The sequence below is a fragment of the Rhizobium sp. LC145 genome (genome assembly GCF_001005825.1).
GTDB lineage: Bacteria > Pseudomonadota > Alphaproteobacteria > Rhizobiales > Rhizobiaceae > Neorhizobium.
Genome location: NZ_LBHV01000003.1, coordinates 306853 through 329299 on the forward strand (window position 1 = coordinate 306853; position 22447 = coordinate 329299).

Annotated in this window: 26 protein-coding genes; 4 read left to right on the forward strand and 22 right to left on the reverse strand. The window is 62.2% G+C overall.

Annotated elements, in window-relative coordinates; translation table 11 throughout:
- Nucleotides 1-3: 3 nt before the first annotated feature.
- The 11 genes from YH62_RS09835 to YH62_RS09885 all read right to left on the reverse strand — a co-directional run bounded on the left by YH62_RS09835 (nucleotide 4) and on the right by YH62_RS09885 (nucleotide 11226).
- Nucleotides 4-657: a 5'-methylthioadenosine/S-adenosylhomocysteine nucleosidase gene (locus YH62_RS09835; protein ID WP_046794011.1), complete on the reverse strand. Its 654-nt coding sequence runs from the start codon at nucleotides 655-657 to the stop codon at nucleotides 4-6.
- Entirely contained in the window at nucleotides 654-1103 is a 450-nt protein-coding gene (locus tag YH62_RS09840; RefSeq protein ID WP_046794012.1) for a PaaI family thioesterase, read from the reverse strand. Before YH62_RS09840 ends, YH62_RS09835 begins: the two co-directional genes overlap by 4 nt.
- A gap of 80 nt (nucleotides 1104-1183) precedes the next feature.
- Nucleotides 1184-2269 (reverse strand): DUF1513 domain-containing protein, encoded by a 1086-nt coding sequence (locus YH62_RS09845; RefSeq protein WP_046794013.1) that lies wholly within the window; start codon nucleotides 2267-2269, stop codon nucleotides 1184-1186.
- Between the two features lie 6 nt (nucleotides 2270-2275).
- Entirely contained in the window at nucleotides 2276-3379 is a 1104-nt protein-coding gene (locus YH62_RS09850) for an imelysin family protein (protein WP_046794014.1), read from the reverse strand.
- On the reverse strand, nucleotides 3379-4920 hold the full coding sequence (locus tag YH62_RS09855) for a di-heme oxidoredictase family protein (protein ID WP_046794015.1): 1542 nt from the start codon (nucleotides 4918-4920) through the stop codon (nucleotides 3379-3381). Before YH62_RS09855 ends, YH62_RS09850 begins: the two co-directional genes overlap by 1 nt.
- Nucleotides 4921-4966: 46 nt before the next feature.
- Complete coding sequence (locus YH62_RS09860; protein WP_046794016.1) at nucleotides 4967-6244, reverse strand: imelysin family protein; 1278 nt, start codon at nucleotides 6242-6244, stop codon at nucleotides 4967-4969.
- A 131-nt stretch (nucleotides 6245-6375) separates the two neighbouring features.
- Nucleotides 6376-7665 (reverse strand): RsmB/NOP family class I SAM-dependent RNA methyltransferase, encoded by a 1290-nt coding sequence (locus YH62_RS09865; RefSeq protein WP_046794017.1) that lies wholly within the window; start codon nucleotides 7663-7665, stop codon nucleotides 6376-6378.
- Nucleotides 7666-7753: 88 nt separating this feature from the next.
- Nucleotides 7754-8077: a septal ring lytic transglycosylase RlpA family protein gene (locus YH62_RS09870; protein ID WP_245282080.1), complete on the reverse strand. Its 324-nt coding sequence runs from the start codon at nucleotides 8075-8077 to the stop codon at nucleotides 7754-7756.
- Between the two features lie 419 nt (nucleotides 8078-8496).
- Nucleotides 8497-9369: an SDR family oxidoreductase gene (locus YH62_RS09875; RefSeq protein ID WP_046794019.1), complete on the reverse strand. Its 873-nt coding sequence runs from the start codon at nucleotides 9367-9369 to the stop codon at nucleotides 8497-8499.
- Nucleotides 9369-10553, reverse strand: coding sequence for a tRNA epoxyqueuosine(34) reductase QueG (gene queG / locus YH62_RS09880; protein ID WP_046794020.1), 1185 nt, complete (start codon nucleotides 10551-10553; stop codon nucleotides 9369-9371). Before queG ends, YH62_RS09875 begins: the two co-directional genes overlap by 1 nt.
- Complete coding sequence (locus tag YH62_RS09885; RefSeq protein ID WP_046794021.1) at nucleotides 10534-11226, reverse strand: glutathione S-transferase family protein; 693 nt, start codon at nucleotides 11224-11226, stop codon at nucleotides 10534-10536. The genes queG and YH62_RS09885 overlap by 20 nt, the downstream gene beginning before the upstream one ends.
- A 143-nt stretch (nucleotides 11227-11369) precedes the next feature.
- Between YH62_RS09885 and YH62_RS09890 the strand changes: the two genes are divergently transcribed.
- Nucleotides 11370-12176: an undecaprenyl-diphosphate phosphatase gene (locus tag YH62_RS09890; RefSeq protein ID WP_046794022.1), complete on the forward strand. Its 807-nt coding sequence runs from the start codon at nucleotides 11370-11372 to the stop codon at nucleotides 12174-12176.
- Between the two features lie 9 nt (nucleotides 12177-12185).
- On the opposite strand, the gene YH62_RS30470 is transcribed toward YH62_RS09890, so the two are convergent.
- The 11 genes from YH62_RS30470 to dnaN all read right to left on the reverse strand — a co-directional run bounded on the left by YH62_RS30470 (nucleotide 12186) and on the right by dnaN (nucleotide 20793).
- On the reverse strand, nucleotides 12186-12350 hold the full coding sequence (locus YH62_RS30470; protein WP_170986299.1) for a hypothetical protein: 165 nt from the start codon (nucleotides 12348-12350) through the stop codon (nucleotides 12186-12188).
- A gap of 68 nt (nucleotides 12351-12418) precedes the next feature.
- Entirely contained in the window at nucleotides 12419-13837 is a 1419-nt protein-coding gene (locus YH62_RS09895; RefSeq protein ID WP_046794023.1) for a TRAP transporter large permease subunit, read from the reverse strand.
- Nucleotides 13834-14418: a TRAP transporter small permease subunit gene (locus YH62_RS09900; protein WP_046794328.1), complete on the reverse strand. Its 585-nt coding sequence runs from the start codon at nucleotides 14416-14418 to the stop codon at nucleotides 13834-13836. The genes YH62_RS09895 and YH62_RS09900 overlap by 4 nt, the downstream gene beginning before the upstream one ends.
- A gap of 125 nt (nucleotides 14419-14543) precedes the next feature.
- A complete protein-coding gene (locus YH62_RS09905) occupies nucleotides 14544-15680 on the reverse strand; it encodes a TRAP transporter substrate-binding protein (RefSeq protein WP_046794024.1) in 1137 nt (378 codons plus the stop codon).
- 157 nt (nucleotides 15681-15837) lie between these two features.
- Entirely contained in the window at nucleotides 15838-16005 is a 168-nt protein-coding gene (locus tag YH62_RS30475; protein ID WP_170986300.1) for a hypothetical protein, read from the reverse strand.
- A 256-nt stretch (nucleotides 16006-16261) separates the two neighbouring features.
- Nucleotides 16262-17242, reverse strand: coding sequence for a complex I NDUFA9 subunit family protein (locus tag YH62_RS09910; RefSeq protein ID WP_046794025.1), 981 nt, complete (start codon nucleotides 17240-17242; stop codon nucleotides 16262-16264).
- Between the two features lie 111 nt (nucleotides 17243-17353).
- Complete coding sequence (locus tag YH62_RS09915; protein WP_046794026.1) at nucleotides 17354-17641, reverse strand: DUF1330 domain-containing protein; 288 nt, start codon at nucleotides 17639-17641, stop codon at nucleotides 17354-17356.
- Nucleotides 17642-17668: 27 nt separating this feature from the next.
- Nucleotides 17669-18361, reverse strand: coding sequence for an orotidine-5'-phosphate decarboxylase (gene pyrF, locus YH62_RS09920; protein WP_046794027.1), 693 nt, complete (start codon nucleotides 18359-18361; stop codon nucleotides 17669-17671).
- Complete coding sequence (locus YH62_RS09925) at nucleotides 18348-18947, reverse strand: histidine phosphatase family protein (protein WP_046794028.1); 600 nt, start codon at nucleotides 18945-18947, stop codon at nucleotides 18348-18350. Before YH62_RS09925 ends, pyrF begins: the two co-directional genes overlap by 14 nt.
- Before the next feature lie 6 nt (nucleotides 18948-18953).
- Entirely contained in the window at nucleotides 18954-19547 is a 594-nt protein-coding gene (pmtA, locus tag YH62_RS09930) for a phospholipid N-methyltransferase PmtA (RefSeq protein WP_046794029.1), read from the reverse strand.
- A gap of 127 nt (nucleotides 19548-19674) precedes the next feature.
- Nucleotides 19675-20793 carry a DNA polymerase III subunit beta gene (gene dnaN / locus YH62_RS09935; protein WP_046794030.1) on the reverse strand — a complete coding sequence of 373 codons (1119 nt, stop codon included), beginning with the start codon at nucleotides 20791-20793 and terminating at the stop codon, nucleotides 19675-19677.
- Between the two features lie 93 nt (nucleotides 20794-20886).
- On the opposite strand from dnaN, the gene YH62_RS09940 reads away from it, so the two are divergent.
- From YH62_RS09940 to YH62_RS09950, 3 genes are read left to right on the forward strand one after another with little or no spacing between them, the layout of a single operon-like run.
- Complete coding sequence (locus tag YH62_RS09940) at nucleotides 20887-21027, forward strand: hypothetical protein (protein WP_156176940.1); 141 nt, start codon at nucleotides 20887-20889, stop codon at nucleotides 21025-21027.
- Between the two features lie 25 nt (nucleotides 21028-21052).
- Nucleotides 21053-21967 carry a 16S rRNA (cytidine(1402)-2'-O)-methyltransferase gene (gene rsmI / locus YH62_RS09945; RefSeq protein ID WP_046794032.1) on the forward strand — a complete coding sequence of 305 codons (915 nt, stop codon included), beginning with the start codon at nucleotides 21053-21055 and terminating at the stop codon, nucleotides 21965-21967.
- Nucleotides 21954-22322, forward strand: a complete 369-nt coding sequence (locus YH62_RS09950) for a YraN family protein (RefSeq protein ID WP_046794033.1) — start codon at nucleotides 21954-21956, stop codon at nucleotides 22320-22322. The genes rsmI and YH62_RS09950 overlap by 14 nt, the downstream gene beginning before the upstream one ends.
- Nucleotides 22323-22447 lie beyond the last annotated feature (125 nt).

The window sequence follows — 22447 nt, forward strand, 5'->3', positions numbered from 1 at the left end:
GTCTCAGAAGGCCAAATCGCCGCTTTCCAGCGCCTCCGTCAGGCGATCGACGGCTTCTGCCAGTTTCCCGTCTATCACATGCAGGTATTCGGTCCAGTCGCCGACATGCTTCAGCTCTTCCTTCCCATCGGAAATGCCGCGAAGGCCGATGAGTGGCAGGTTGAAAAGCTGGCAGCAGCGCAGCACCGCAAAGGTTTCCATATCCACCATGTCGGCATCGACGAGATCGTAGGCGGCGCCCGAGACGATGTTCGCACCCGTCGAAAGGGAGGCTTCCGGAATACCGGGAATGCGTATCGGCAGCGGGACGGTTGCGGGTTGATCGAGGAACGGCGTGCAGCCCTTCTCGAAGCCGAGCGGCGAGGCGTCCATGTCGCGATAGGCGACGGAGGTAACCTGGTAGATTTCGGTCTGTTCGAGGTTGCGCGAGCCGGCGGAGCCGAGCGAGACGACGAGATCGGGAAGCCTTGCCGCCGCCTCCAGCTTCGTCAGCGCATGGGAGAGCACCACGGCGGCTTCAACTGGCCCGACGCCGGTCATCAGCGGCTTGATGCGGGCCTTGAGCGCGGGACCGTATTCCGCGTCCACCGCCATAACGAAGAGGATGGAACGGTCGCCGACCCGTTTCAGCACGCTTGGGGAAGAGGGAAATGTCATCCGATGAGATCCTGTCTGCCGCGGATCGCCATCATCGTGCCCGTCATGGAGGCGATCAGCTTGGCCGGGCCGTCGCTGATTGCATAGGCCCGTCCGTCGGCGACGATGATGGTGGAGCCCGGCTTGGTGATTTCGCCGCGGAAAAGGAAGCGCTCGCCGCGCCCTGGCGACATCAGGTTCACCTTGAACTCGATGGTAAGGATCGAGACATCGGGTGCGATCGTCGTATAGGCGGCATAGGTGCAGGCGGCATCGAGAGCGGCCGAAATCACGCCCGCATGCAGCAGGCCATGCTGTTGCGTGAGCTTGGGATCGAAAGGTAGCTCGATCTCGACCATCGCAGGTTCGACGCGTGTCAGTTCCGCGCCGAGCATCGCCATCGCTCCCTGGCGGCCAAAACTCTGCTGCACGCGCTCGCGGAAATCGCCGGTATCCGTTCCGTCCATCTCTCATCCTTTCGCAGGCGCGAAAACTGGCATGTCGAAAAGGCTTCGGCAAGCGGTTAAAAAACCGGTTTGGAAGAAGATCAGGAGCTTATCCGCACGATATGCTGATCCCAGGCGACTTCGCTGCGGGTCTCGTTGAACCGGCCATCATAGGAGGAGACCGCGATACCATGCGCGGCAGGAGCGACACCGGCGGCATCCTGCACGATTTCCTCCTTCAGCACCCTGCCGGTGCGGGCATCGAGCGTCACGGCGGCGCCTCCGACGGGCGAGGTGAGGCCGACGAGGCCTTCGCGGCGATTGACTGCGATCGCCCCCACATAATTGCCGAGCCGCATCGTCGTTTCCTCCGGCAGGGAAATGAAGGAAAGGTCTTCGCCCTTGGCGAACCAGCCGGCAAGTGGCGGCAGCTCGTTGCGCGCGCCCTCCCATTGGCAGGCGAACCAGATGTGGCCGTCGTCGGCGATATCGAGATGGCGGGTTGAAAGCTGGCGAAGCGGGGCGGGTAGGCCGTGTCGCTGGATGAGCGCGCCGGTCCTGGCGTCGAGCAGTACCAGGGAAGGCTCCATGCGGTCGAGGTTGAGCTTGGTGCGCCCGAAATCCGGATGCGTTTCGATCCCGCCATTGGCGATGACCAGCATCGTGCCGTCGTCGGAAACGGTCATGTCGTGGGTGCCGATGCCATGGGCGTCGAACTCGCCGATGCGGCGGAAGCCGTCGTGGGCATCATGGATGCCGATCATGCCGCGATTGCCGTCGAAATCGTTCTCGCTTGTGTAGAGGAGCGCGCCGTCCGGTGAAAAATGCCCGTGACCATAGAAGTGCCGACCTTCCGGCGAACTGATGATGACGGGCTCCGCTTGCCGCGATGGATCGAATATCATGGCGAAGGTGCCGGGCCGGCGGGCAAAGGCCACCACTCGGCCGGCCGCAGCGCTGTAGGCCATTCCATGGGCGCGCGCGGGAAGAGCCACCCGGTCGATGATCTCGCCCCGTTCGGAAACCGTCGCGATGCCGAAGGAACCGTCAGGCGCCTTGAAACCGGCGGCATAGACCGCATCGGCGCGTTCGAGCGCCATCAGGGAGCGTGGTGAAAGCGCGGCGGTGAAGGCAAGACCCGCCGCTTTCAGAAAACCACGCCGATCCAGGGCCTCCCCGCGCCACATGGTTTTCTAGTCCCCATCCGAAAAGGAAAAGCCGGAGGTAAGGCCGATCGCGCTGCCGTAGCCATTGTTGAGACGGGTGATGAGATCGCGGCCGTTCAACAGCAGGAAATCCAGCTTCTGACGTTCGGTCTGGTCAGCAACAGCCTTTTCGACATCCGGATCGATGGTGCCGGCCACCCGGATCATCGACTTCATGACGAAGTCGATCGAAGAGATGATGGAGCGCTCGTCTTCGTTGAGCAGGTTGACCATGCCGGAACTCTTCATCAGGGCATCCAGTCCTTCCAGATTGCCTTTGACCATGGTCCAGGTATTTGCGGATCGCCAGAAGAGCGCCTGTCGCGGAAATTTGGCGCTGTCGGGGCCCTTGTAGAAGGTCTCGATGCGCTGGTCCCGCACGGTCTCGGCGCCGTGGACGAGAATGCCGAGAAGCGCGGTGATCGCCTCGCGCCTGTCGCGGAAAACGGGATTGTCCGGCCCCGGATGTTTCCAGGCCTGCTGGATGCCGTCCGGCCGGTCCCAAAGATAGGCAAGCTCGGCGGCGATGCTCTCGATATTTCCCGCGACTGCAGCACCATAACGGCAACGGAACGCGTTCTTCTCCGCCCCCAGTGTTTCCGAACCCGTCCCGAAAAGCAGGTATTCCAGCGCGCCGAGCCCTTGCATGGCGACGCTCTTGTCGGCCAGCGTTTCGGCCGAGGTGGCGCTTTCGTCCGGCTTCGCAAGGATTGCCTGCACCTGCTTGAGGCCGGTGCTCTTGCGGTCGGGATAGAAGAGGATGCGTTCGAAACGGTTCTGCTCGATCACCGGTCCCACCCGCACGACCTCGATGTGCGCCCAGCGTCCTGCCGTTTCGACGAAAGCCGATTTCGCCGCTTCATAGGTTTCGGGGGAGGGGGAGCTGCAAAGCGCGCTCATCGCCGTCGACAGTCGTCCGGAGGCCGCGTGAAAATCCCGGTAGCCGGGGCGGATGAAACCATCGACCGCCGCGGCCATCACCGCGCCGACCCCCTCGTCGGTCAGCACGACGGCACCGGAAGGATTGGCATCCTGCGCAAGAGTGCCGAAAGGAAGGAGTGCCACGAGACCAGCGGCAAGCAGTTTACGCATCAGAGCGACTCCAGGAATTTAATGAGGGCTGCGCGATCATCCTTGGGAAGTGCGGCAAAGGCATCCCGCGCTTTTGTCGCTTCCCCGCCATGCCAGAGAATGGCCTCGGTAAGGTTTCGCGCCCGCCCGTCATGCAGGAAGAAGGTATGGCCGTTGACGGTTTGCGTAAGCCCGATGCCCCAGAGCGGCTGGGTGCGCCACTCGCGGCCGTCTGCCACGCCCACCTGCTGGCCATCGGCAAGGCCGTCGCCCATGTCGTGCAGCAGGAAATCCGAATAGGGCCAGACGAGCTGGAAGGAATGCGCTTTGTTTCCCGCGTCGCGGCGGGTCACGAATTTCGGCGTATGGCAGGAGGTGCAGCCCGCCTGATAGAACATTTCCTTGCCATGCAGCACGGTCGGATCATCGAGATCCCGCCGGAGGGGAACTGCAAGGTTCTCCGAATAGAAGCTGACCAGGTCGAGCACCGGATCGGGTGCCTCCGTATCGCCGAGACGTGGCTGTACCCCAGTTGGCATGGCGAGGCATGCGGTTTGTGCTTCGGTGCAGTCGCCATGGCTCACGGGCCTGTCCGGCGTGGAAATGCCGAGATCGCCTGCAAAGGCGGAAGCGGTCTGGTCGCGGATCGAGGCATTCTGGGCCTTGAAGCCGAAGCGGCCGAGCTTCAACCCGCCAGTGCGGTGATCGCGGACGAAAGCCGGCCTGCCGGAAATGCCGTCATGGTCGATATCGTCCGGATCGGCTTTTGCGAGAATATCGGCTTCGTGGATGGCCTGGATGAGACCCATGCCGATCATCGGCGGTGAAACGCGCGGCGAAAGCGTCACATCGGCCTCGAGCGGCCCATAGGCGAGATCGGAAACCGAATAGGTCGGTTTGCGCAGGGAAACCACCTCGCCGTCGCCGAGCGTGACGGGAGTTTCCTCATAGGTAATCTGCATGCGGCCTTCGGATTTCAGGCCGGGAACCGCAGCATCCTGGAGCTGCTCGCCATAGGTCGCATCCGCGAAATTGAGCTTTTCATGATTGGCGATTGCCCGTTTCTCTTCCTCGGTTCGCGCCGGCCGGGCCAGCCTCAGGAACATCGAGGTCGCATCCGTCGAGCCTTCCGGCGGGTGCCCGCGCCCGTCCTTCAGGTGGCAGCTCTGACAGGCCCGCGCGTTGAAGAGTGGCCCCAGGCCGTCGGAGGCCTGGGTGGAAGACGGAGAGGAAACCCAGAGCTTGGTGAAGAGCGCATTGCCGAGCTTGAAAGTCTCTTCCTCGGCAAAGGTGAGATTGGCGGAGAAATGCGAGAAGGCGTCGCCGTTGACGATCGCCTTGCTGGTCGCAGCACCCGCCGGCATCCGCTCGAATTGTTCTGGTTTGGAAAAGTCCGAGGCGGGACGCGTCACGCTCTCGACCCGTTTGCGGTCCTTCGGGTTGAGATCGGTACGTTCGGTGGGAAAAAGCGCCTCTCCGCCGCCGGCGACAAGCGGCGCAAGGAAGAGAACGCCCGAAAGAACGGGCAACAGGAACAGTGCGGCTTTGGGCGTTCTCATCATTCATCGGGTCGCGGTAGTTGAGGATACCGCGACCGGCCTCTTCATCTCATTGGAAAACAGCGTCGGGATTGTCGAGGCTGTCGGAGCCTTCGAGGGTGACCGTACCGAGATCCAGCGATGCGATGACGCGCTCGATCGACCGGGTCTGGTCGATCAATCCGTCGATCGCCTTTTGCACGACGGCGTTGCCCTCGGCATTCCCTTCGCCGATCATCTGGTCATAGGCCTCGATCTTCTGGGCGCGGTCGGCCATGGCGTTCATGGCGTCAAGCGTGGCGTCGAGCTTGCCCTTCACCTCGGTGTCGAGCGCGGCATCCTTGGCCGCAACGAGCTCCGAAAGCGAGGGACCGGTGAGCTTCGTGCCGTCGATCCGGACATATTCGCCCGTGTAGGCCGACTTGATGCCGATCGCGTCATTGAGGTGCGAGGCGTAGGTATTGTCGGAGAAGCAGTCATGCTCCTCTTCCGGATCGTGCAGCAGCAGGCCGAGCTTCATGCGTTCGCCGGCAAGCTCGCCATAGGAGAGGGAGCCCATGCCGGTCAGGATCGCGGTGAGGCCGGCCTTGGGATCGGCTTCCACTTCCTTCGTGGCCTCGCCGTCCGGGGCCCAGGCCGCGGCCATCTCCTCCAGGTCGGAGACGAGCAGCGTGGAGGCAGCCTTCAGATAGGCGGCGCGGCGGTCGCAATTACCGTTCGTGCAATTGGCCTTGTCGTAGTCGGTATAGGCCCGGTTGCCCGCGCCCGGCCCGGTGCCGTTAAGGTCCTGCCCCCACAGCAGGAACTCGACGGCGTGATAGCCGGTCGCGACATTGGCCTCGATCTCGCCCGCCTCGTGCAGGCTGCGGATGAGCTCGGGCGTGATATTGGTCGCGTCGATCTCTTCCCCGTTGATCGTCACCTTCGGATTGGCGATGACATTGGCGGTATAAAGGGTGTTCTCGTCACTTTCGGTGCCGTAGGAGGCATCGACATAATCGATCAGGCCCTCGTCGAGCGGCCAGGCGTTCACCTTGCCTTCCCACTCGTCGACCATCGGATTGCCGAAGCGGTAGACTTCCGTCTGCTGGTAGGGAACGCGCGCGACGATCCAGGCGGCTCGCGCCGCCTTCAGCGTCTCTTCGCTCGGCTTTGCCAGGAAGGCATCGATCGCAGCATCGAGGGCCTTGGCGGTCGTCAGCGAATCTTCGTATTTCGCATGCGCCAGTTCGGTGTAGTGCTTCACGACGGCGGCGGCATCGGTCGCCGCCTGCGCGGGCGCGACGGTGAACGCCGCCGAGGCGGCGAGCAGCGCCATGGCGGCGCCGAGAACGGTCTTGCGGATCATTGTCCCTCTCCTTCGCAACGGGAAATTTCGCGCTGCCCGGCGTGTCATCGCGCAAATGCAAACTGGTGTCAAACTATCTAGTTTAGAATACTTTGAAAGAGTGAAGTATACTTGATCCGCTTCAAGGCGGATCAAACCTTGCGTTGCATGCGGCAGAAGAAAAAGCCGTCCGTATCGGTACTTGCGGGAGTGAGTGTTACGGTGCGCTCGTCTTTCGAGCGTGGCTTAGGGGCATCCTTGCCGAAGACTTCCTCCCAGGTTTCGAGCGCCGGCATGATGGAGAATTCCGGGTTCTCGGCACAGAAGCGGGCGGCCTGCGTGTCGTTTTCCTCGGGCAATATGGAACAGGTGACGTAGAGAAGCGCGCCGCCCGGCTTCACGAAGGCTGCTGCCTCCGAGAGCGCCTCCTGCTGCTGGGCGATGCGCTCTTCGAGGTTCTTCGCCGTCAGCCGCCATTTCGTGTCCGGCCGGCGCCGCCAGGTGCCCGTGCCCGTGCAAGGCGCGTCGACGAGAACCGCATGCAGCTTGCCCTTCAAGGCTTCGAGCTGTCGCGGATCGTCATGTACCTGCACATTGCGGGTACCCGCCCGCCGCAGCCGCTCGATGATCGGCGCAAGTCGCTTGCGGTCGGCATCATAGGCATGGATCTGGCCCTTGTTGCCCATGGCGGCCGAGAGCGCCAAGGTCTTGCCGCCACCGCCGGCGCAATAATCCAGCACTTGGTCGTGCTCACCGGGATGCACCAGGTCGGCAACGATCTGCGAGCCCTCGTCCTGAACCTCGAACCAGCCTTTCTGGAACGAAAGCTCGGCGGTCACGTTCGGCAGGCGGGATGCGCCTTCGCCGGCGGCGATCCGGATGCCGTTTCGGGCGATGCGCGAAGGTTTTGCACCGGCGCGTTCCAGCGCCTTCACGACCTTCTCACGGGATGCCTTCAGGGTATTGGCCCGGAGATCGAGGGTGGGGCGTTCGGCCAGCGCCTTGGCCTCCGCCAGCCAGTCCTCGCCGAAATTGGCTTCGAGAGAAGGCTGAATCCAGTCGGGGATGTCGCCCTGCACATGGAGGGGGGCGTCTTCGAGCTTGCGAGAGGCGAGGGCCGAGAGGTTCGCTTCGGCAAGTGTCGGCGGCGCGAAGCGGTCATCGGTAAACTCGGCGGCCAGGATTTCCGGCGTCAGACCCCACTGACGGATGAGGACCGCATAGGCAAGCGCGACAGGGCCGTCATCATCCATAAGCCAGGCATGCGAAAGCCGCATCCGGAGCGCGTCGTAAACAATGTTGCCGATAGCGGCGCGATCGCCGGAACCGGCAAAACGATGCGCCAGGCCCCAATCCTTGAGCGCGTCGGCGACCGGCCGTTTGCGCGCTTCTATGTCTGCCAGAACCTCGATGGCTCCGGCCATTCGCCCGCCCAGTCGCATGTCGCTCTCCGTCTCGGTTGCACCCGTATGGTGAGGGTCCTAACCGTGATCGGGCTGCCGGGCAAGGGCCAAGCCGGTTTTGGCCGGATCAGCCGATGATCTGGTAGCAGACCTGTGCCGTGCCGGAGCTCACCATGCCGATGTTCTGGGCAGCAGCCTTGGAAACATCGATGACCCGGCCGCGAATGAACGGGCCGCGATCGTTGATGCGCACCACGACGCTCTTGCCATTGCGCTTGTTAGTGACCTTGAGCTTGGTCCCGAAAGGCAGCGAGCGATGCGCCGCCGTCAGCTTGGCGGGGTTCATCCGCTCGCCCGACGCGGTCTTGGAGGTGAGGGCATACCAGGAAGCGTGCCCGCATCCGGGCGTAGGCTTTGCCTGTGCGGAGCCATGAAGCGAGAATGCAGCAATGGCGGCCGCAGCGAAAATCCAGCGTGGAGTTGTATTCACGTTTGTCGTCCCGTCCGATCGTCCCTGCACGTTGCGTGCAATTGGCTGGAATCCGGCCAAAGATGGCAAAAAAGAGGGATAAGCGATCACGCAATGTTACAACATGTAACATTTGTGACTCAATCGCTGGCTGTATTTCGACGGAAGCCGGCTAAGCATTAAGGAAAGAAAACATTTAAAAACAGGAGGAAAGCGGAAAAGCATTCCCTCTCTTCGGCCTGCGCGGCAATGTTCACGAAATCGGAAGAAAAAAATTTTTGCAGAGCGCCAAGGCACTGCCAAAATCAGGGCATTTTCCGGATCGCTTGCCCCAGATATTAAGAAAAAATGACCGGATGACACTGGATGGAAGGAAATTCCATCCAGTTGACGCTAGGAATTTATCCCTTCCAACGACCTGAATCCCACATTTCGGCGAGCGACATTCGATAGTTTGGGAAGCGGAATTCGAACCCTGTCGCGCGGAGCTTCGTATTCGAGACCCGCTTGTTGGCCCCGTAGAAGGAACGGGCCATCGGTGTCATCTCGGCGGTCTCGAAATCCTGCTCCGGCGGAGGCTCCACACCCATCAGCCGGGCGGCTTCGACGATCACGTCCTGCGGCGGCCCCGGCTCGTCGTCGGTGACGTTATAGATGCCGCCGAGCTTGCGCTCGGCGAGGAGGAGCGCGGCCCCGGCAATATCCTCGACCCGGATGCGGTTGAAAACCTGGTCCTTCTTGATGATCCGCCGGGCCGTGCCGCGCGCCAGATTGACAAAGGCGTTACGGCCCGGCCCGTAGATACCGGCGAGCCGAAGGCGGGCCACAGGCACGTGGACCGCGTCCCCTTCCGCCGTCCAGGCTTCTTCGGTATCGACCCGCTCAATCGACCGGCCCTGGATGGGGCTGCCGGGCGTTTCCTCCGTCACCCAGCCACCACCATGGTCGCCATAGACCCCGACGGTCGAGAGATAGCCGATCCACTGGAGTTTGGGGCAAACCTGTTGAAGCCGCCCGGCCACAAGTTTCAGCAGCGGATCGCCCGTGCCGCCGGGCGGGATGGACTGCACCAGGTGCGTTACCTCGGCGAGTTCCTCCGCAAGCTCGTCGCCAAATGCGCTGCCGTCGAAGATGAAAGGCTTGATGCCTTGTTTTGCAAGTTTCTCGGCACTCTCTGGTGTGCGGACGGTTCCCGAAGCCGCGAAGCCGGCGGATTTGAAGGCTTCCGCGATTGCCTGTCCCGAATAGCCGCAGCCGAAGATCATCACTCGCATTACGCCACTCCCGCCATTCGCCATTCTTCTTGCACCTCCGCGTCCGTCTCGCCCGCACGCATCTCCGCGAAGCGTGCGAATTCCTCAAGGGTCATCAGCTGCTTCAGCGCCCAGATAGCCATGCCGCGAACGGTCGCCGAAGGATCGCTGGCCAGCATCCGGCATTGATCGATCAGGCTCCGGTCACCGGAATTGCCGGCCGCGATCAGCACATTGCGGATAAACCGATCGCGGCCGATGCGTTTCACCGGCGAACCGCTGAAGAAGCTGCGGAAGGCGGCTTCGTCCAGCGTCAGCAGAAAGGCGATCGACGGCTCCTTCAGGTCCTCGCGCGCCTTCAGCTTCATTTCGGAAGCGCTTGCCGCGAACTTGTTCCATGGGCAGGCCGCGAGGCAATCGTCGCAGCCATAGATGCGGTTGCCGATGAGAGGCCGGAATTCGGGATCGATCGGCCCTTTGTGCTCGATCGTGAGATAGGAAATGCAGCGCCGCGCATCCAGCCGATAAGGCGCCGGAAATGCGGCTGTCGGGCAGGCGTCGAGACAGGCGCGGCAGGAGCCGCAATGGTCGATCTCCGGCGCATCGATGTCGAGATCGGCTGTGGTGAAGAGGCTGCCGAGGAATATCCAGGAGCCATGCGTGCGGCTGACGAGGTTGGTATGCCTACCCTGCCAGCCGAGCCCGGCAGCTTCCGCCAGCGGCTTTTCCATGACCGGCGCCGTATCGACGAAGACCTTCACGTCCTCGCCTGCCCGCGCTGCAAAGCGGGTGGCGATCTCCTTCAGCCGCCCCTTGATCACGTCGTGATAATCGCGGTTGCGGGCATAGACGGAAATCGCTGCCTTTTCCGGTTTGTCGAGTAGCTCTCGCGGGTCCTCGTCCGGGCCGTAGTTGAGGCCGAACACGACGACGGAGCGCACCTCCGGCCACAGCACCTTCGGGTCGCCGCGGCGCTCGCGCGTTTCGGCCATCCATTCCATCGTGCCGTGATGGCCGTCGTTCAGAAAGGTCCGCAGACGGCCAGGCGCCTGCGGAATGCTGTCCGGATGCGTGATGCGACAGAGATCGAAGCCCTGCGCGGCGGCTTCCGCCCTGATGAAGGCGGTCAGCTTCTCGCGTCTGCGGGCTTCCTTTTCCGGTGCCTGCTCGCCCGGTCTTGTCCTATCAGAAATCGAGGTCCGCATAATGGGATACCGGCGTTAGGCCGCGGATGCGCTCGGCAAGCAGCGGCCGGAAGGATGGGCGGGATTTGAGCCGCTGATACCATTCCTTGACGATTGGCGTCTCCGACCAGTCGATCTCGCCCATATAGTCTAGCACGGAAATCGAGGCTGCCGCTGCAAGATCGGCATAGCTCAGCCGGTCGCCCGCAAGCCATGGCCGCGATCCCGCAAGCCAGGAGAGATATTTCATGTGCTGACGGATATTGGCGCGCGAGGTGCGCAGCACTTTCGAATCCGGCGCGCCTCCGCCCTGCGCCGCCGTCATCTGCAGCTTGTAGACCCGTTCGCGGGTGAGTGGCCGGGTAACGTCGCTCTCCATCTTCTGCAGGAACCATTCGGTCAGCCGGCGGATTTCGGCGCGCTGCCAGGGATCTTCGGCCAGCAGCCGCCGGTCGCGTTTCAGAACGCCGTGGGTCTCGTCCAGGAATTCCATCAGCACGGCCGGCCCGCAAAGAACCCGCATGCTGTCGTCCACATAGACGGGCAGCGTGGCGGCCGGGTTGAGCGTCAGGAACTCGCGGCGTCGTTCCCAGGGCTGCTCCTCGATCAGGTCCACCTGGAAGCCGTATTCCGACAAAATCAGCCGGACGAACCGGGAAGCGGAAGACATGGGATGGTGATAGAGCGTGGGCATCGTTACTGGCGCTTTGCGATTATTGTACTAAAAGACGGCATGGCTGCGTCGCGCACCCGCTGACATATTGCAGCTATATGGGTTTGATAGGGGCGAGGCAAGCAAGCGAGATTTGCCCGCGTTTCCTAAGCAAAGGATTAAGAATGCCCGACCAGTCGATCATCAGCGCCCTCGTTCTTGGATTGATCGAGGGGTTGACCGAATTCATACCGGTTTCCTCCACCGCTCATGTGCTTCTTGCAGGTCATTTCCTCGGTTTCCAGTCTCCAGGCAACACGTTCGCGGTGTTGATCCAGCTTGGGGCGATACTCGCGATCCTGCTCGTCTATTTCCAGAAGCTCATGTCGATCGCACTCTCCTTGCCGACGAGCACGCAATCTCGCCGCTTCGTGGCGACGGTTCTTGCCGGGTTCCTGCCGGCTGCCGTAATCGGCGCCCTCGCGCATGATTTCATCAAGACCGTGCTTTTCGAAACCCCGATATTGATCTGCGTCGTGCTGATCCTCGGCGGCTTCGTGCTGCTCGCCGTCGACCGCATGAAGTTCCAGCCGAAATATCACAACGTGATGGATTATCCGGTCTCGCTCGCCTTGAAGATCGGTCTTTGCCAATGCGTCGCGATGATCCCTGGTACATCGCGTTCGGGCGCGACCATCGTCGGCGCGCTGCTGCTCGGCGCCGACAAGCGTTCAGCGGCCGAGTTCTCCTTCTTCCTGGCCATGCCCACCATGCTCGGGGCCTTCACGCTGGACCTCTACAAGAACCGTTCGGCGCTGAGCTTCGATGACACCGCGGTAATCGCGATCGGCTTCATAGCCGCTTTCGTCACCGCGCTTCTCGTGGTGCGCTCTCTCCTCGATTTCGTCTCCAGCCGTGGTTACGCACCCTTCGCATGGTGGCGTATTCTGATCGGCATGGTCGGGCTCGCCGCCCTCCTGCTGTACCGCTAGTCCGATAGCTCAGTGGTGATCGCCGCCGCGATAGAAGAAGAAGTCGTATCCCGCCATGGCGACGGTGACCGCAAACAGGACCGCAAGGTCGGCGCGCGGCACCCGCCACAGGAAAACGGCGAGGAAGCCGCAGAGCAGCAGGAATGCGAGAAGGGCAAGTAATCGGTCCTGCATATCAATCTCCCATAGCATCGAGGTAGGTCGATGAGGCGCCGTTCCCCGGCGCCTCCATCTCTTGGCTCTTATCGTCCATAAACCTGGTCCGGCAGGTAGAAGACGAGGCCGGGGAACGCGTAGATGATAGCCATGGCCACGAAGACTAGGCCGACAAAGGGCAGCATGCCCCAGAATATCTCCGTCAGGCGGACCTGTGGAGGCGCGATCCCCTTCAGGTAATAGGCCGACATTGCCATCGGCGGTGTCAGGAATGCCGTTTGCAGGTTTAGCGCTACCAGAATCCCGAAAAACAGCGGGTCGATCCCGAATATCGGCAGAAGCGGCAGGAAGATCGGCACGAAGATGATGATGATCTCCGACCATTCGAGCGGCCAGCCAAGCAGGAAGATGATGAGCTGCGCCAGGATCAGGAACTGGAAGGGCGTGAGGTCCAGGCTCTGCACGAACTGCGAGATGACCTGCTCGCCGCCGAGATAGGCGAAGACCGAGGCGAAGGTATAGGAGCCGACGAAGAGCCAGCACACCATCGCGGTGGTGCGAAGCGTGAGATAGACGCTCTGTCGGATCCGGTCCCAGGTCAGTGCCCGGTATGCGACCGCAAGCACCAGGCCGCCGAGCGCGCCGATGGAGGCTGCCTCCGAAGGTGTCGCAAGCCCGAAGAGGATTGAGCCGAGCACGGCCAGGATCAGGAAGGCGAGCGGAAAGAACGAGGTCAGCAGCATGATGACGATGCGGCCGAAGGGCACTTCCGGCACCTCTCCAGGCGCGGGTCTCGGCGCCACGTTCGGCTGCAGCATGGCCCGAACGACCACATAGACCAGATAAAGCCCGACCAGCAGGAAGCCGGGAATGAGTGCGCCCGCATAGAGCCGGACGATGGAGACGCCCGAGGTGGCGGCATAGACGATCAGCATGATCGAGGGCGGGATCAGGATGCCGAGCGTGCCGCCGGCGCATATGATCCCCGTCGCGAAGGCATGGTTGTAACGGGCCTTCAGCATCGGCGGCAGCGCGAGAAGTCCGAGCAGCGTGACAACCGCGCCGACGATCCCCGTGGCGGTGGCGAAGAGGGCGCAGGTAATGAGTGCGGCGACGCCAAGCGATCCCGGCACGTTTCTGGAGGCGATGTTGAGGGTCGTGAAGAGCCGGTCGACGATATTGGCCCGCTCGATGATATATCCCATGAACAGGAAGAGCGGGATCGCCGTCAGCACGTCGTTCGACATCACCGAATAGGTCTGGTTGATGAAGAGATCGAAGATGCGGTTGTTGAAGAAGCCCTCGACCCAGAGGCTGATACTGTCCCACCAGCCGGCATTCTCGTCGAGCCGATTATAGGCGCGCCACATGCGGCCGGGCTCGAAATAGGCGTAGTAGCCGAAGATGATGCCGAGCGCCATCAGGTTGAAGGCGATCGGAAAACCCAGAAAGACGATGAAGACGAAAAGTCCGAGCATGAACAGGGCGACTTGGGGATCGGTCATGCCTTGTCCCCGGAAAGTTCGGCCTGTTTTTCCTTGATCAGCAGCATCTCGGTTTCCTCGACCTCCGCTTCCGCCTCGATCCAGCGGCCGGTGCGGATGCAGTTGATGCAGCGGAACACCTGCGCGATGCCCTGGATGAAAAGCAGAACACCGGCTGCCGCCAGCACCGTCTTGAACTGGTAGATCGGAATGCCGGCCGGGCTGTTGATGCTGACCTCGCCATAGCCCCACGAGCGGAAGGCATATTTCCACCCCGTTACGACCAGCGCCGTAACGCCGGGAAAGAAGAAGATGAGATAAAGTATGAGATCGACCGTGGCTTGGGTCCGCGGCTTCCAGAGGCGATAGATGAAATCGCCCCGCACATGCCCGCCTTGCGAAAGGGTATAGGCACCGCCCATCATGAAGAGGGTGCCGTACATGATGAAGGACATATCGAGCGCCCAGGGCGTCGGCCGTCCGAGGACGTAGCGGACGAAAACCTCGAAACTGGTGCCGAATGTCATCAGAATGATGAGCCAGGCGAATGCCTTGCCGAACCATGCCGACATCGCATCGGCGAAACGAATGAATGCCACCATCGAACGGACGTCTTTCTGTTCCAAGGATATCCCGGCAGGAGAGGTCTCCTGCCGGATAGACATGCGATGGGTCTGAAAAAATGCCCGGTACCTATGGCCGGTTAGGCTGGGGCTGGCGCTAGTTTCTAGAGCTTGAGCTTGTTCGGAAAATAATGGTCATAGGCCGCGGCATAGTCCGGTGATGCCATCAGCTCGAAATAGGTGACCCGCTCCACCCAGGCGCGCTGGCTGTCGAGCACTTTTTTCATGAAGGCATCCTTTTCCAGTTCGACGATCAGATCGTCCCAGGCGCCGATCTGCGCATCGAGGATTTCCTTCGGCGTACGGTGGACATTGACGCCTGCCTCGTTCTGAAGCTTGAGGAGGTCGGCGGAATAATTGTCCATTGCCGCTGCCGTGTTGGCGGTCGAAGCCGATTCCACGGTGTAGCGCAGGATCGCCTGCAGGTCCGGATCCAGATCGTCGTAGAAGTCCTTGTTGAAGAGGAATTCGAAGCTTTCCGAGGCCTGGTGATACGAAGAAAGATAATAGTGCTTGGCGACGTCCTGGGCTCCGAAGCGAAGGTCGGAGGAAGGATTGTTGAACTCGAAGGCGTCGATGACGCCACGCTCCATTGCCGGAACGATCTCTCCGCCGGGAAGCTGCGCCACCGACATGCCCATCGCCTGCATAAGGTCCGCCGCCAGGCCGACGGTGCGGTACTTGAAGCCGTTGATGTCCGCGACAGTGCTGACTTCTCCCTTGAACCAGCCGAAGGGCTGGGCGAACATCGGGAAGCCCAGGAAACCGACCACGTTCAGGCCGAGGATGTCCTGCTGCAGTTCGCGGAAATATTCCGCCCCGCCGCCGCTGTAGAACCATGAGAGCATGGTGGTGGCCGAACCGCCGAAAACCGGGCCGGTGCCGAAAAGCGATGCTCCCTTGTGCTTGCCGTACCAGTAGGCGCAGACCGAATGGGCAGCGTCGATGACCCCGTCATGGCAGGCATCGAGCACCTGAAAGGCGCCGACGACGGAGCCGGCCGGCAGGAGATCCACCTTGATCCGATTGCCGGACATTGCTTCTACGCGCTGGGTATACTGCCGCGCGAAATCCATCCAGATGTCGGACGCCGGCCAGGACGTCTGCATCTTCATGGTGATCGGGGCTTGTGCGAGAACGGCTGGGGTTGCGAGTGTGCTTGCTGCGACGGCGCCACTGGTGGTTGCGCCCATTTTCAGGAATGAACGGCGCGTCGGCGCCTTCTTATCAGGCGTTGCCATAACTTCTCCTCCCGGTATGGGCGGGCTGTTGCCCTTCTCCCGGAGGGAAGTATTCAGGAAAACAAGAGGAAACTCAAATGCGAGCGTCTACGACTTTCGTATCAAACGAAAGTTGAAAATCGCCTGGAATTTGGGGGCTGTTTTAAGGAATACAACCTTACTGGTCGACGCTGTCCGTCGTGATGGAGGCGGTCTTGCAGGGGTCCACGCCATAGGCGGGGGCGCATCCCGGCTTGCTGGCCACGCCGATCTCCGGAGCGATCAGGGAACCGGCGAGAATGATCAGTGCCGCACACGCAAAAAAGAGTGCGATGGGCTTGCCCATGGAGGAACGCCTTTCGAAGAAAATGGGAACGTCACAGTCGAGGTTCGTCTGCGCGGTGCGGTTTATTGGCCAAAACTCGCAAGTTCAATAGCCGAATTTGTTGAACTGCGGGTTAACGCAAGCATGTCGCCGACTGCGGCCTTTGTGCCACAGAAGATGCTCGTCGGATGTGCGGTCGAGCATGCCTGCCCGTTTTCTGGGCGCATGAAAAAGCCGGCCGTGTGGGCCGGCTTCGTCCGAAAGGAGAGAAACTTCCTCAGGCAGCCCTGCCGGACCCGGTGAACTGGCCCTGCGGGCGATACTGCACCAGATAGGAAGAAAGGATCGATGTGAGCAGTGTCGGGCGAATACCCATGCCTTCGAGCGTCCGGCCTTCCTTCGCCGCGCCCTCGGAAACTATGTTGTCGCTCTTCAGAAGCTGCACCTGATCGGCCGTAATCGGCGGCTGGATGAACGGGATGAGCGAAGCGAGGCTGCCGATGAATGAGGCGATCGAGAAGGGCAGCGAGACGAGCGGACGCTCGCGATTGGTGATGCGAAGCATGGTCTGGAGACATTCGCGGAAGGTCAGCACTTCCGGACCGCCCAGTTCATAAGTCCGGCCGGCGGCGATCGTGCCGTCCACAGAGCGGCCCACCACCTCGGCGACATCCTCGACATAGACCGGCTGGAACTTGGTCTTGCCGCCGCCGACCAGCGGCAGAGCCGGATAGACGCGGGCCATGGCGGCGAACTTGTTGAAGAAGCTGTCTTCCGGCCCGAACATGATGGAGGGGCGCAGGATCACCGCGTCAGGCAGAAGCGAGTTGATCGCGGCCTCGCCCCGCGCCTTGCTGCGGGCGTAGGAGGAGGCCGAATCCGGATCGACGCCGAGCGCGGAGATATGGGTCAGCTTGGCGCCGGCTGCGCGGGCGGCCTCGGCGACTGCGCGAGCGCCGAAATCCTGCACCGCATCGAAGGAATTGCGTCCGCTCTCGAACATGATGCCGACGCAGTTGACCACATGGGACGCGCCCTCGACCGCGCGGTCGATCGAATTGCGGTAGCGCAGGTTGGCCTGCACCAGCGAAATCTGGCCGACATAGCCGTAGGGCAGCAGGAAGCCGGCGAGGTCCGGACGCCGCACGGCGACGCGGATGCGGTACCCGCGCTTCGCGAGCGTGCGCACCACATGCCTCCCGACAAAGCCCGATCCTCCGAATACGGTGACGAGAGGGGGAAGATTGGTCAGGGTCATAGTTTGCTCCGGGAGCCGACAAGGAGGGATGGTTTTCCGTCCTCATAACCGAATTGCGGCAGCGCGTGAAGCCTTTCCGCTGCCGCACCCGCACACCCGCTGATTATAGGCTCAAATACCCTCGACGACTACCATTTCGGCATCCGCGACTTCCTGGCGGATCTTCGCCGCCACCTGATATTCCGGTGAATTGTAGCAGTCGACGGCGGCCTGCAGCGAGGGAAACTCGATCACTACGTTTCGCCCACGCGCCTTGCCTTCGAGTTCGGTAAACGCGCCGCCACGCGCGAGGAACTTCGCGCCATAGCGTTCGAAGGCGGGCTTCGCTGCCGCGACATAGTCCTTGTAGCGCTGGGGATCGCGCACATCGACCCGGGCGATCCAGTATCCCTTTGCCATAAAATCTCCTCCGGTTGGCGATTGAGCCTAAAGCGCGCCCTGCATCTCGGCAAGGATCGCCTGCGCGGCTGCCTTCGGGTCCGGCGCCTTGACGATCGGACGGGCGACGACGAGATGGCTGGAGCCGGCGCGGATCGCGTCCGCAGGCGTCACCACCCGCTTCTGGTCGCCGGCTTCGGCGCCCGCGGGGCGGATGCCGGGAGTCACTACGGCCATGTCGGGGCCGACGATCTTGCGGACGGCGGAAGATTCTGCCGCCGAGCAGACGATGCCGCCCATGCCGGCCGCCCGCGCCTGCTCGGCACGGCGCAGCACCAGCGTATGCGGGTCGTATTCGTAGCCGGCATCGATCAGGTCCGCCTCGTCCATGGACGTCAGGACCGTCACGCCGAGCAGGCAGAGATCGGAGCCCCTGGCGGCCTCGACCGCGGCACGCATCGCCTTCGGATAGGCATGCAGGGTGAGCATGGAGACGCCCATCTTGACGATGTTCTCGACGCCTTTCGCCACCGTGTTGTCGATGTCGAGCAGCTTCATGTCCAGGAAGATCTTTTTGCCGTCCGCGACGAGGTCGCGGGCGAGTTCCAGGCCCCCGGCGAAAGCGAGCTGATAGCCGATCTTGTAGAAGGAGATTTCTTCGCCGAGCGTTTTGACGATCGCTCTCGCTTCGGAAACGGTGGGAATGTCGAGGCCAACGATAAGACGGTCACGTGCGTCCATGTTCGAATCCCTTCCAGACTTCCATCGGCGTCCAGTCGCACGATAATGCCCGGTCCGCAAGGGTGAAGCAGAAGAGATTTCCGCCGCCGCCGGGCTGATCCCGGTCGCGGGATATGGACCGGCCGGCGAAATGACATTTGAGCAGCGTACCGACGCCGCCATGGCCGACGAAGGCGATCGGCACGGTCCGGTCATGCGCGTCGAGCGCGCGCGTGACGGCCGAGACGATGCGCGCCTGTGCGTCGGCCGCCGTCTCCCAGCCTTTGAAGCTTTCGTGCGGGTGGGCAAAAAACCAATCCGCAGCCTCCTCGAACTGCGGCGGCGGCAGGAAGCCGGTGGCGGAGCGGTCGTTTTCGTGAGTGTCCTCGGCGATCTCGAAGGAAATGCCGGCCGCGGCTGCCAGCACCTGCGCTGTCTCGATCGCCTTGGCCTCGCCGCTCGAAACGATCCGCCCGAGCCCTTTCGCCCAAGCCGACCGGGCCGCCTGTTCGGCGCGGGCGCGACCTATCTCGGAAAGGCCCCAGTCCGGCACCGGCACGTTCGGGTCGATGCGGACCTGCGGGTGGGTGATGTAGAGCCCGTACATGGAATGTCAGCCGCGGCTGTATATCCAGAGCTGCGCCGGCGGAATGTTGCGGACGACGAAATCGAAATGCTTGATCTGATAGCGGTCGGGCCGTGCGACGATCGGCGAGACGGGGCCGTAAGTGATCTGCACAAACGGTCTGCCGGCCGGCATCCGTCCGAGCAGGTCCTCCAGAAGCGCGATGCGTTTTTCCATCGGGAAGCTGAGCAGCGGTATGGCGGAAATCACGCTGTCGAACGTCTTGTCCTTCCACTCCCCGAGCGTGCGCTCCAGATCGAAGGCATCCCCGTTGATGAAGTTCGCGCCGGGAAACGTCTTCACCAGATGCTGATAGAAGTCCGTCGAATATTCGATGGAAACCAGGTTCTCGGGCCGCACCCCGCGTTCCAGGATCGCCTTGGTGATGATGCCGGTGCCGGGACCCAGCTCCAGCACCGGAAGGCCGGAGGACGTGTCGATCACGCTTGCCATGCGCCTCGCGGTCACGGAGGAAGTCGGCAGGATCGCCCCCACCCGCTTCGGGCCGTCCATCCAGCCCTTGAAGAAACGGATTTCTTCATCGAACTTGCGGCCGAGCCGCTCTTTCAGGCGCAGTTCCATCATCCTCTCCCATCCGGTTCCGCCGAGGTCCTATCTGGAGTCTTCTGGCGCAAAAGCAAGATAAAATGTCGCTCCGAGAAAATGCGACAAAAAAAGCGGCGAATTCGAGATCGCCGCTTTCTATGGGTTAAACGCGCATCGGCATCAGCACGTAGAGCGCGTCGTCTCCGGCCGTATCGCGCACCAGCGTCGGCGAGCCGGCATCGGCCAGCATGAAGATCGCGTCCTCGCCGGAAAGCTGGGCGGTGATGTCGAGCAGATATTTGGCGTTGAAGCCGATTTCCATCGGATCGTGCTCGTAGCTGACGGCGACCTCTTCCGTCGCGCTGCCGGAATCGGGATTGTTGACCGTCAGCATGAGCTGGCCTTCGGAAAGCGACAGCTTCACCGCGCGCCCGCGCTCGGAGGAAATGGTCGAGACGCGGTCCACCGCCTTGGTGAAGCTCTGGCAATCGACGCGCATTTCTTTGTCGTTGCCGGTCGGAATGACGCGCTGATAATCCGGGAAGGTGCCGTCGATCAGCTTGGAGGTCATCACGATGCTGCCGATCGTCAGGCGGATCTTGGCGTCGGAGACTTCGACGGTGACCAGGGCTTCCGGATCGTCCACGAGCTTCTGGAGTTCGCCCACGGTCTTGCGCGGAATGATGATGCCCGGCATGCCTTCCGAGCCCGACGGCGCCTCCACGTCGGCGCGGGCCAGACGGTGCCCGTCCGTTGCCACGGCGCGAAGTTTCAGGTCTCCGTTGGCCTCGATCGTATGGAAGAAGATGCCGTTGAGATAATAGCGGGTCTCCTCGGTGGAGATCGCGAACTGCGTGCGGTCGATCAGCATCTTCAGATCGGCCGCCTTCAGCTTGAAGGTATGCGAGAAACTGCCGGCCGTGAGATCCGGAAAATCCGATTCCGGCAGGCATTGCAGCGAGAACTTCGAGCGGCCGGATTGCACGGTCATCGAGCCGCCGTCGGGATTGGTGGCGAGCAGCACTTCCGAGCCGTCCGGCAGCTTGCGGACGATTTCGTAGAGGAGATGCGCCGGCACGGTCGTCGCGCCTGCCTGCTCCACCATGGCCGGTGCCGCTTCGGTGACTTCGAGATCGAGGTCGGTCGCCTTCAGGTCCAGGTTCGCGCCGGAAGCGCGCAGCAGCACGTTGGAGAGGATCGGGATCGTGTTCCGCCGCTCGACGACCCGGTGCACGTGGTTCAGCGACTTTAGAAGATTTGACCGCTCAAGAGTAATACGCATGGACGCTATCGCTTTCGACCGTGGCGATCCGGCATGGGCCGGACCCCTGATATTCTGCCACCGGAAGGCGGCTGGTGGATGTGGACGGGCAAAATGGCAGAGATTTTCATGGGAATGCAAGAGGAGAACGAAGGTGCCATGCGGCATTTCCCCATTCGCGCACGCACTGCACACAGAAAACATGGGCTTGCTTTACTTGCCGAAGGGCGCGGCCTTGCCCATAAAGGGGCATGAGCATCCTCGTTTTTCGTGAAATCCCGTGACGGACGAACAAAAGACCGCTGCGCGCGGCTACCGCGTCGCAAACACTTTCGTGCAGGCGCGCCCGCTGGAGCCGGCGCTCTATCTCGTCGCCACGCCGATCGGCAATCTCGGCGATATCACGCTGCGGGCGCTCGAGACGCTGGCGGGGGCGGACGTGCTCGCCTGCGAGGATACCCGCGTCACCCGCGTGCTGCTCGACCGTTACGGCATCGTCAACCGGCCCTTCTCCTATCACGAGCACAATGCGGATGAGGCCGGGCCGCGTCTCATGGCCGCGCTGGGGGAGGGGAAATCGGTGGCGCTCGTCTCCGATGCCGGTACGCCGCTGGTCTCCGATCCCGGATACAGGCTGGGGCAGATGGCGATCGAGGCCGGGCACCGGGTGGTGCCGATCCCCGGCGCGTCGGCGCCGCTTGCGGCACTCGTCGGCTCTGGAATGCCGTCCGATGCTTTTCTCTTTGCCGGGTTCCTGCCGGTCAAGGACAAGGGCAAGCGCGATCGGCTGGCCGAGCTTTCCAGAGTGCCGGCAACGCTGATCTTCTTCGAGTCTCCCCATCGCATCGGCGCGAGTCTCGCGACCGCCGCGGATGTCCTCGGCCCGAACCGCCACGCCACCGTCTGCCGGGAGCTGACGAAGACCTTCGAGGAGTTCAGGCGCGGCCCGCTTGGGGAACTCGCCGCCTATTACGGTGAGGACCGGGTCGTGAAGGGCGAGATCGTGCTCCTCGTGGCACCTCCCGAAATCGACGACGTGCCGGGCGCGGTCGAGGTCGATGTCCTCTTGCGGGAACTCGCCGCCTCGATGCCCACCGCCAAGGCGGCTGCGGAAGCCGCAAGGCTCACCGGCCTTTCCCGTAAGGACCTTTACCAGCGGCTTCTCGGCCTGAAGGGCGAAGATGGCGCAGGATGACTGGAGCCTGAAGCGCAGGAAAGCCGTGCGCCGGGGGCATTTCTCGGAATATCTCGCGGCATTTTTCCTGTTCGCGAAGGGCTACCGCATTCTCGCCATCCGCTATCGAACCAGGCTCGGAGAGATCGATATCATCGCCAGGAAGGGTGATCTCGCTGTCTTCGTCGAGGTGAAGGCGCGCCGGGTCGAGCAGGAGGCGATCGACGCGGTGGGCTTTGCCGCGCAGAGGCGCATCCGGGCCGCGAGCGATCTGTGGCTCGCAAGGCGGGCCGATGCCGCCCGCCTGTCGCAACGCTATGACATCGTGACCGTTTTGCCGGGCCGCCTGCCGCGGCATTTTCCCGACGCTTTCTAGGTCATTTTCTCAGCTTTTTGCACGGCTGTGCACAGCACCGTTCCATTTGTAATCATTCCGACATGAAACTGTGACGATGGCGTCACATGAGCGCTCTATTGCGGCTCTTATCCATTACACGCTGG

Excerpts from the sequence above, each read along its gene's own strand:
- pmtA (WP_046794029.1), bottom strand. The coding sequence starts at position 19,547 with ATGGAACTGCGCCTGAAAGAGCGGCTCGGCCGCAAGTTCGATGAAGAA.
- pyrF (WP_046794027.1), bottom strand. The coding sequence starts at position 18,361 with ATGGACGCACGTGACCGTCTTATCGTTGGCCTCGACATTCCCACCGTT.
- YH62_RS09875 (WP_046794019.1), bottom strand. The coding sequence starts at position 9,369 with ATGCGAGTGATGATCTTCGGCTGCGGCTATTCGGGACAGGCAATCGCG.
- YH62_RS09905 (WP_046794024.1), bottom strand. The coding sequence starts at position 15,680 with ATGGCAACGCCTGATAAGAAGGCGCCGACGCGCCGTTCATTCCTGAAA.
- YH62_RS09900 (WP_046794328.1), bottom strand. The coding sequence starts at position 14,418 with ATGGTGGCATTCATTCGTTTCGCCGATGCGATGTCGGCATGGTTCGGC.
- YH62_RS09890 (WP_046794022.1), top strand. The coding sequence starts at position 11,370 with ATGCCCGACCAGTCGATCATCAGCGCCCTCGTTCTTGGATTGATCGAG.
- YH62_RS09845 (WP_046794013.1), bottom strand. The coding sequence starts at position 2,269 with ATGTGGCGCGGGGAGGCCCTGGATCGGCGTGGTTTTCTGAAAGCGGCG.
- YH62_RS09840 (WP_046794012.1), bottom strand. The coding sequence starts at position 1,103 with ATGGACGGAACGGATACCGGCGATTTCCGCGAGCGCGTGCAGCAGAGT.
- YH62_RS09895 (WP_046794023.1), bottom strand. The coding sequence starts at position 13,837 with ATGACCGATCCCCAAGTCGCCCTGTTCATGCTCGGACTTTTCGTCTTC.
- YH62_RS09950 (WP_046794033.1), top strand. The coding sequence starts at position 21,954 with ATGGCGCAGGATGACTGGAGCCTGAAGCGCAGGAAAGCCGTGCGCCGG.
- YH62_RS09925 (WP_046794028.1), bottom strand. The coding sequence starts at position 18,947 with ATGTACGGGCTCTACATCACCCACCCGCAGGTCCGCATCGACCCGAAC.
- YH62_RS30475 (WP_170986300.1), bottom strand. The coding sequence starts at position 16,005 with ATGGGCAAGCCCATCGCACTCTTTTTTGCGTGTGCGGCACTGATCATT.
- YH62_RS30470 (WP_170986299.1), bottom strand. The coding sequence starts at position 12,350 with ATGCAGGACCGATTACTTGCCCTTCTCGCATTCCTGCTGCTCTGCGGC.
- queG (WP_046794020.1), bottom strand. The coding sequence starts at position 10,553 with ATGCGGACCTCGATTTCTGATAGGACAAGACCGGGCGAGCAGGCACCG.
- YH62_RS09910 (WP_046794025.1), bottom strand. The coding sequence starts at position 17,242 with ATGACCCTGACCAATCTTCCCCCTCTCGTCACCGTATTCGGAGGATCG.
- dnaN (WP_046794030.1), bottom strand. The coding sequence starts at position 20,793 with ATGCGTATTACTCTTGAGCGGTCAAATCTTCTAAAGTCGCTGAACCAC.
- YH62_RS09835 (WP_046794011.1), bottom strand. The coding sequence starts at position 657 with ATGACATTTCCCTCTTCCCCAAGCGTGCTGAAACGGGTCGGCGACCGT.
- YH62_RS09855 (WP_046794015.1), bottom strand. The coding sequence starts at position 4,920 with ATGATGAGAACGCCCAAAGCCGCACTGTTCCTGTTGCCCGTTCTTTCG.
- YH62_RS09885 (WP_046794021.1), bottom strand. The coding sequence starts at position 11,226 with ATGCCCACGCTCTATCACCATCCCATGTCTTCCGCTTCCCGGTTCGTC.
- YH62_RS09860 (WP_046794016.1), bottom strand. The coding sequence starts at position 6,244 with ATGATCCGCAAGACCGTTCTCGGCGCCGCCATGGCGCTGCTCGCCGCC.
- YH62_RS09940 (WP_156176940.1), top strand. The coding sequence starts at position 20,887 with ATGGCAGAGATTTTCATGGGAATGCAAGAGGAGAACGAAGGTGCCATG.
- YH62_RS09915 (WP_046794026.1), bottom strand. The coding sequence starts at position 17,641 with ATGGCAAAGGGATACTGGATCGCCCGGGTCGATGTGCGCGATCCCCAG.
- YH62_RS09865 (WP_046794017.1), bottom strand. The coding sequence starts at position 7,665 with ATGCGACTGGGCGGGCGAATGGCCGGAGCCATCGAGGTTCTGGCAGAC.
- YH62_RS09850 (WP_046794014.1), bottom strand. The coding sequence starts at position 3,379 with ATGCGTAAACTGCTTGCCGCTGGTCTCGTGGCACTCCTTCCTTTCGGC.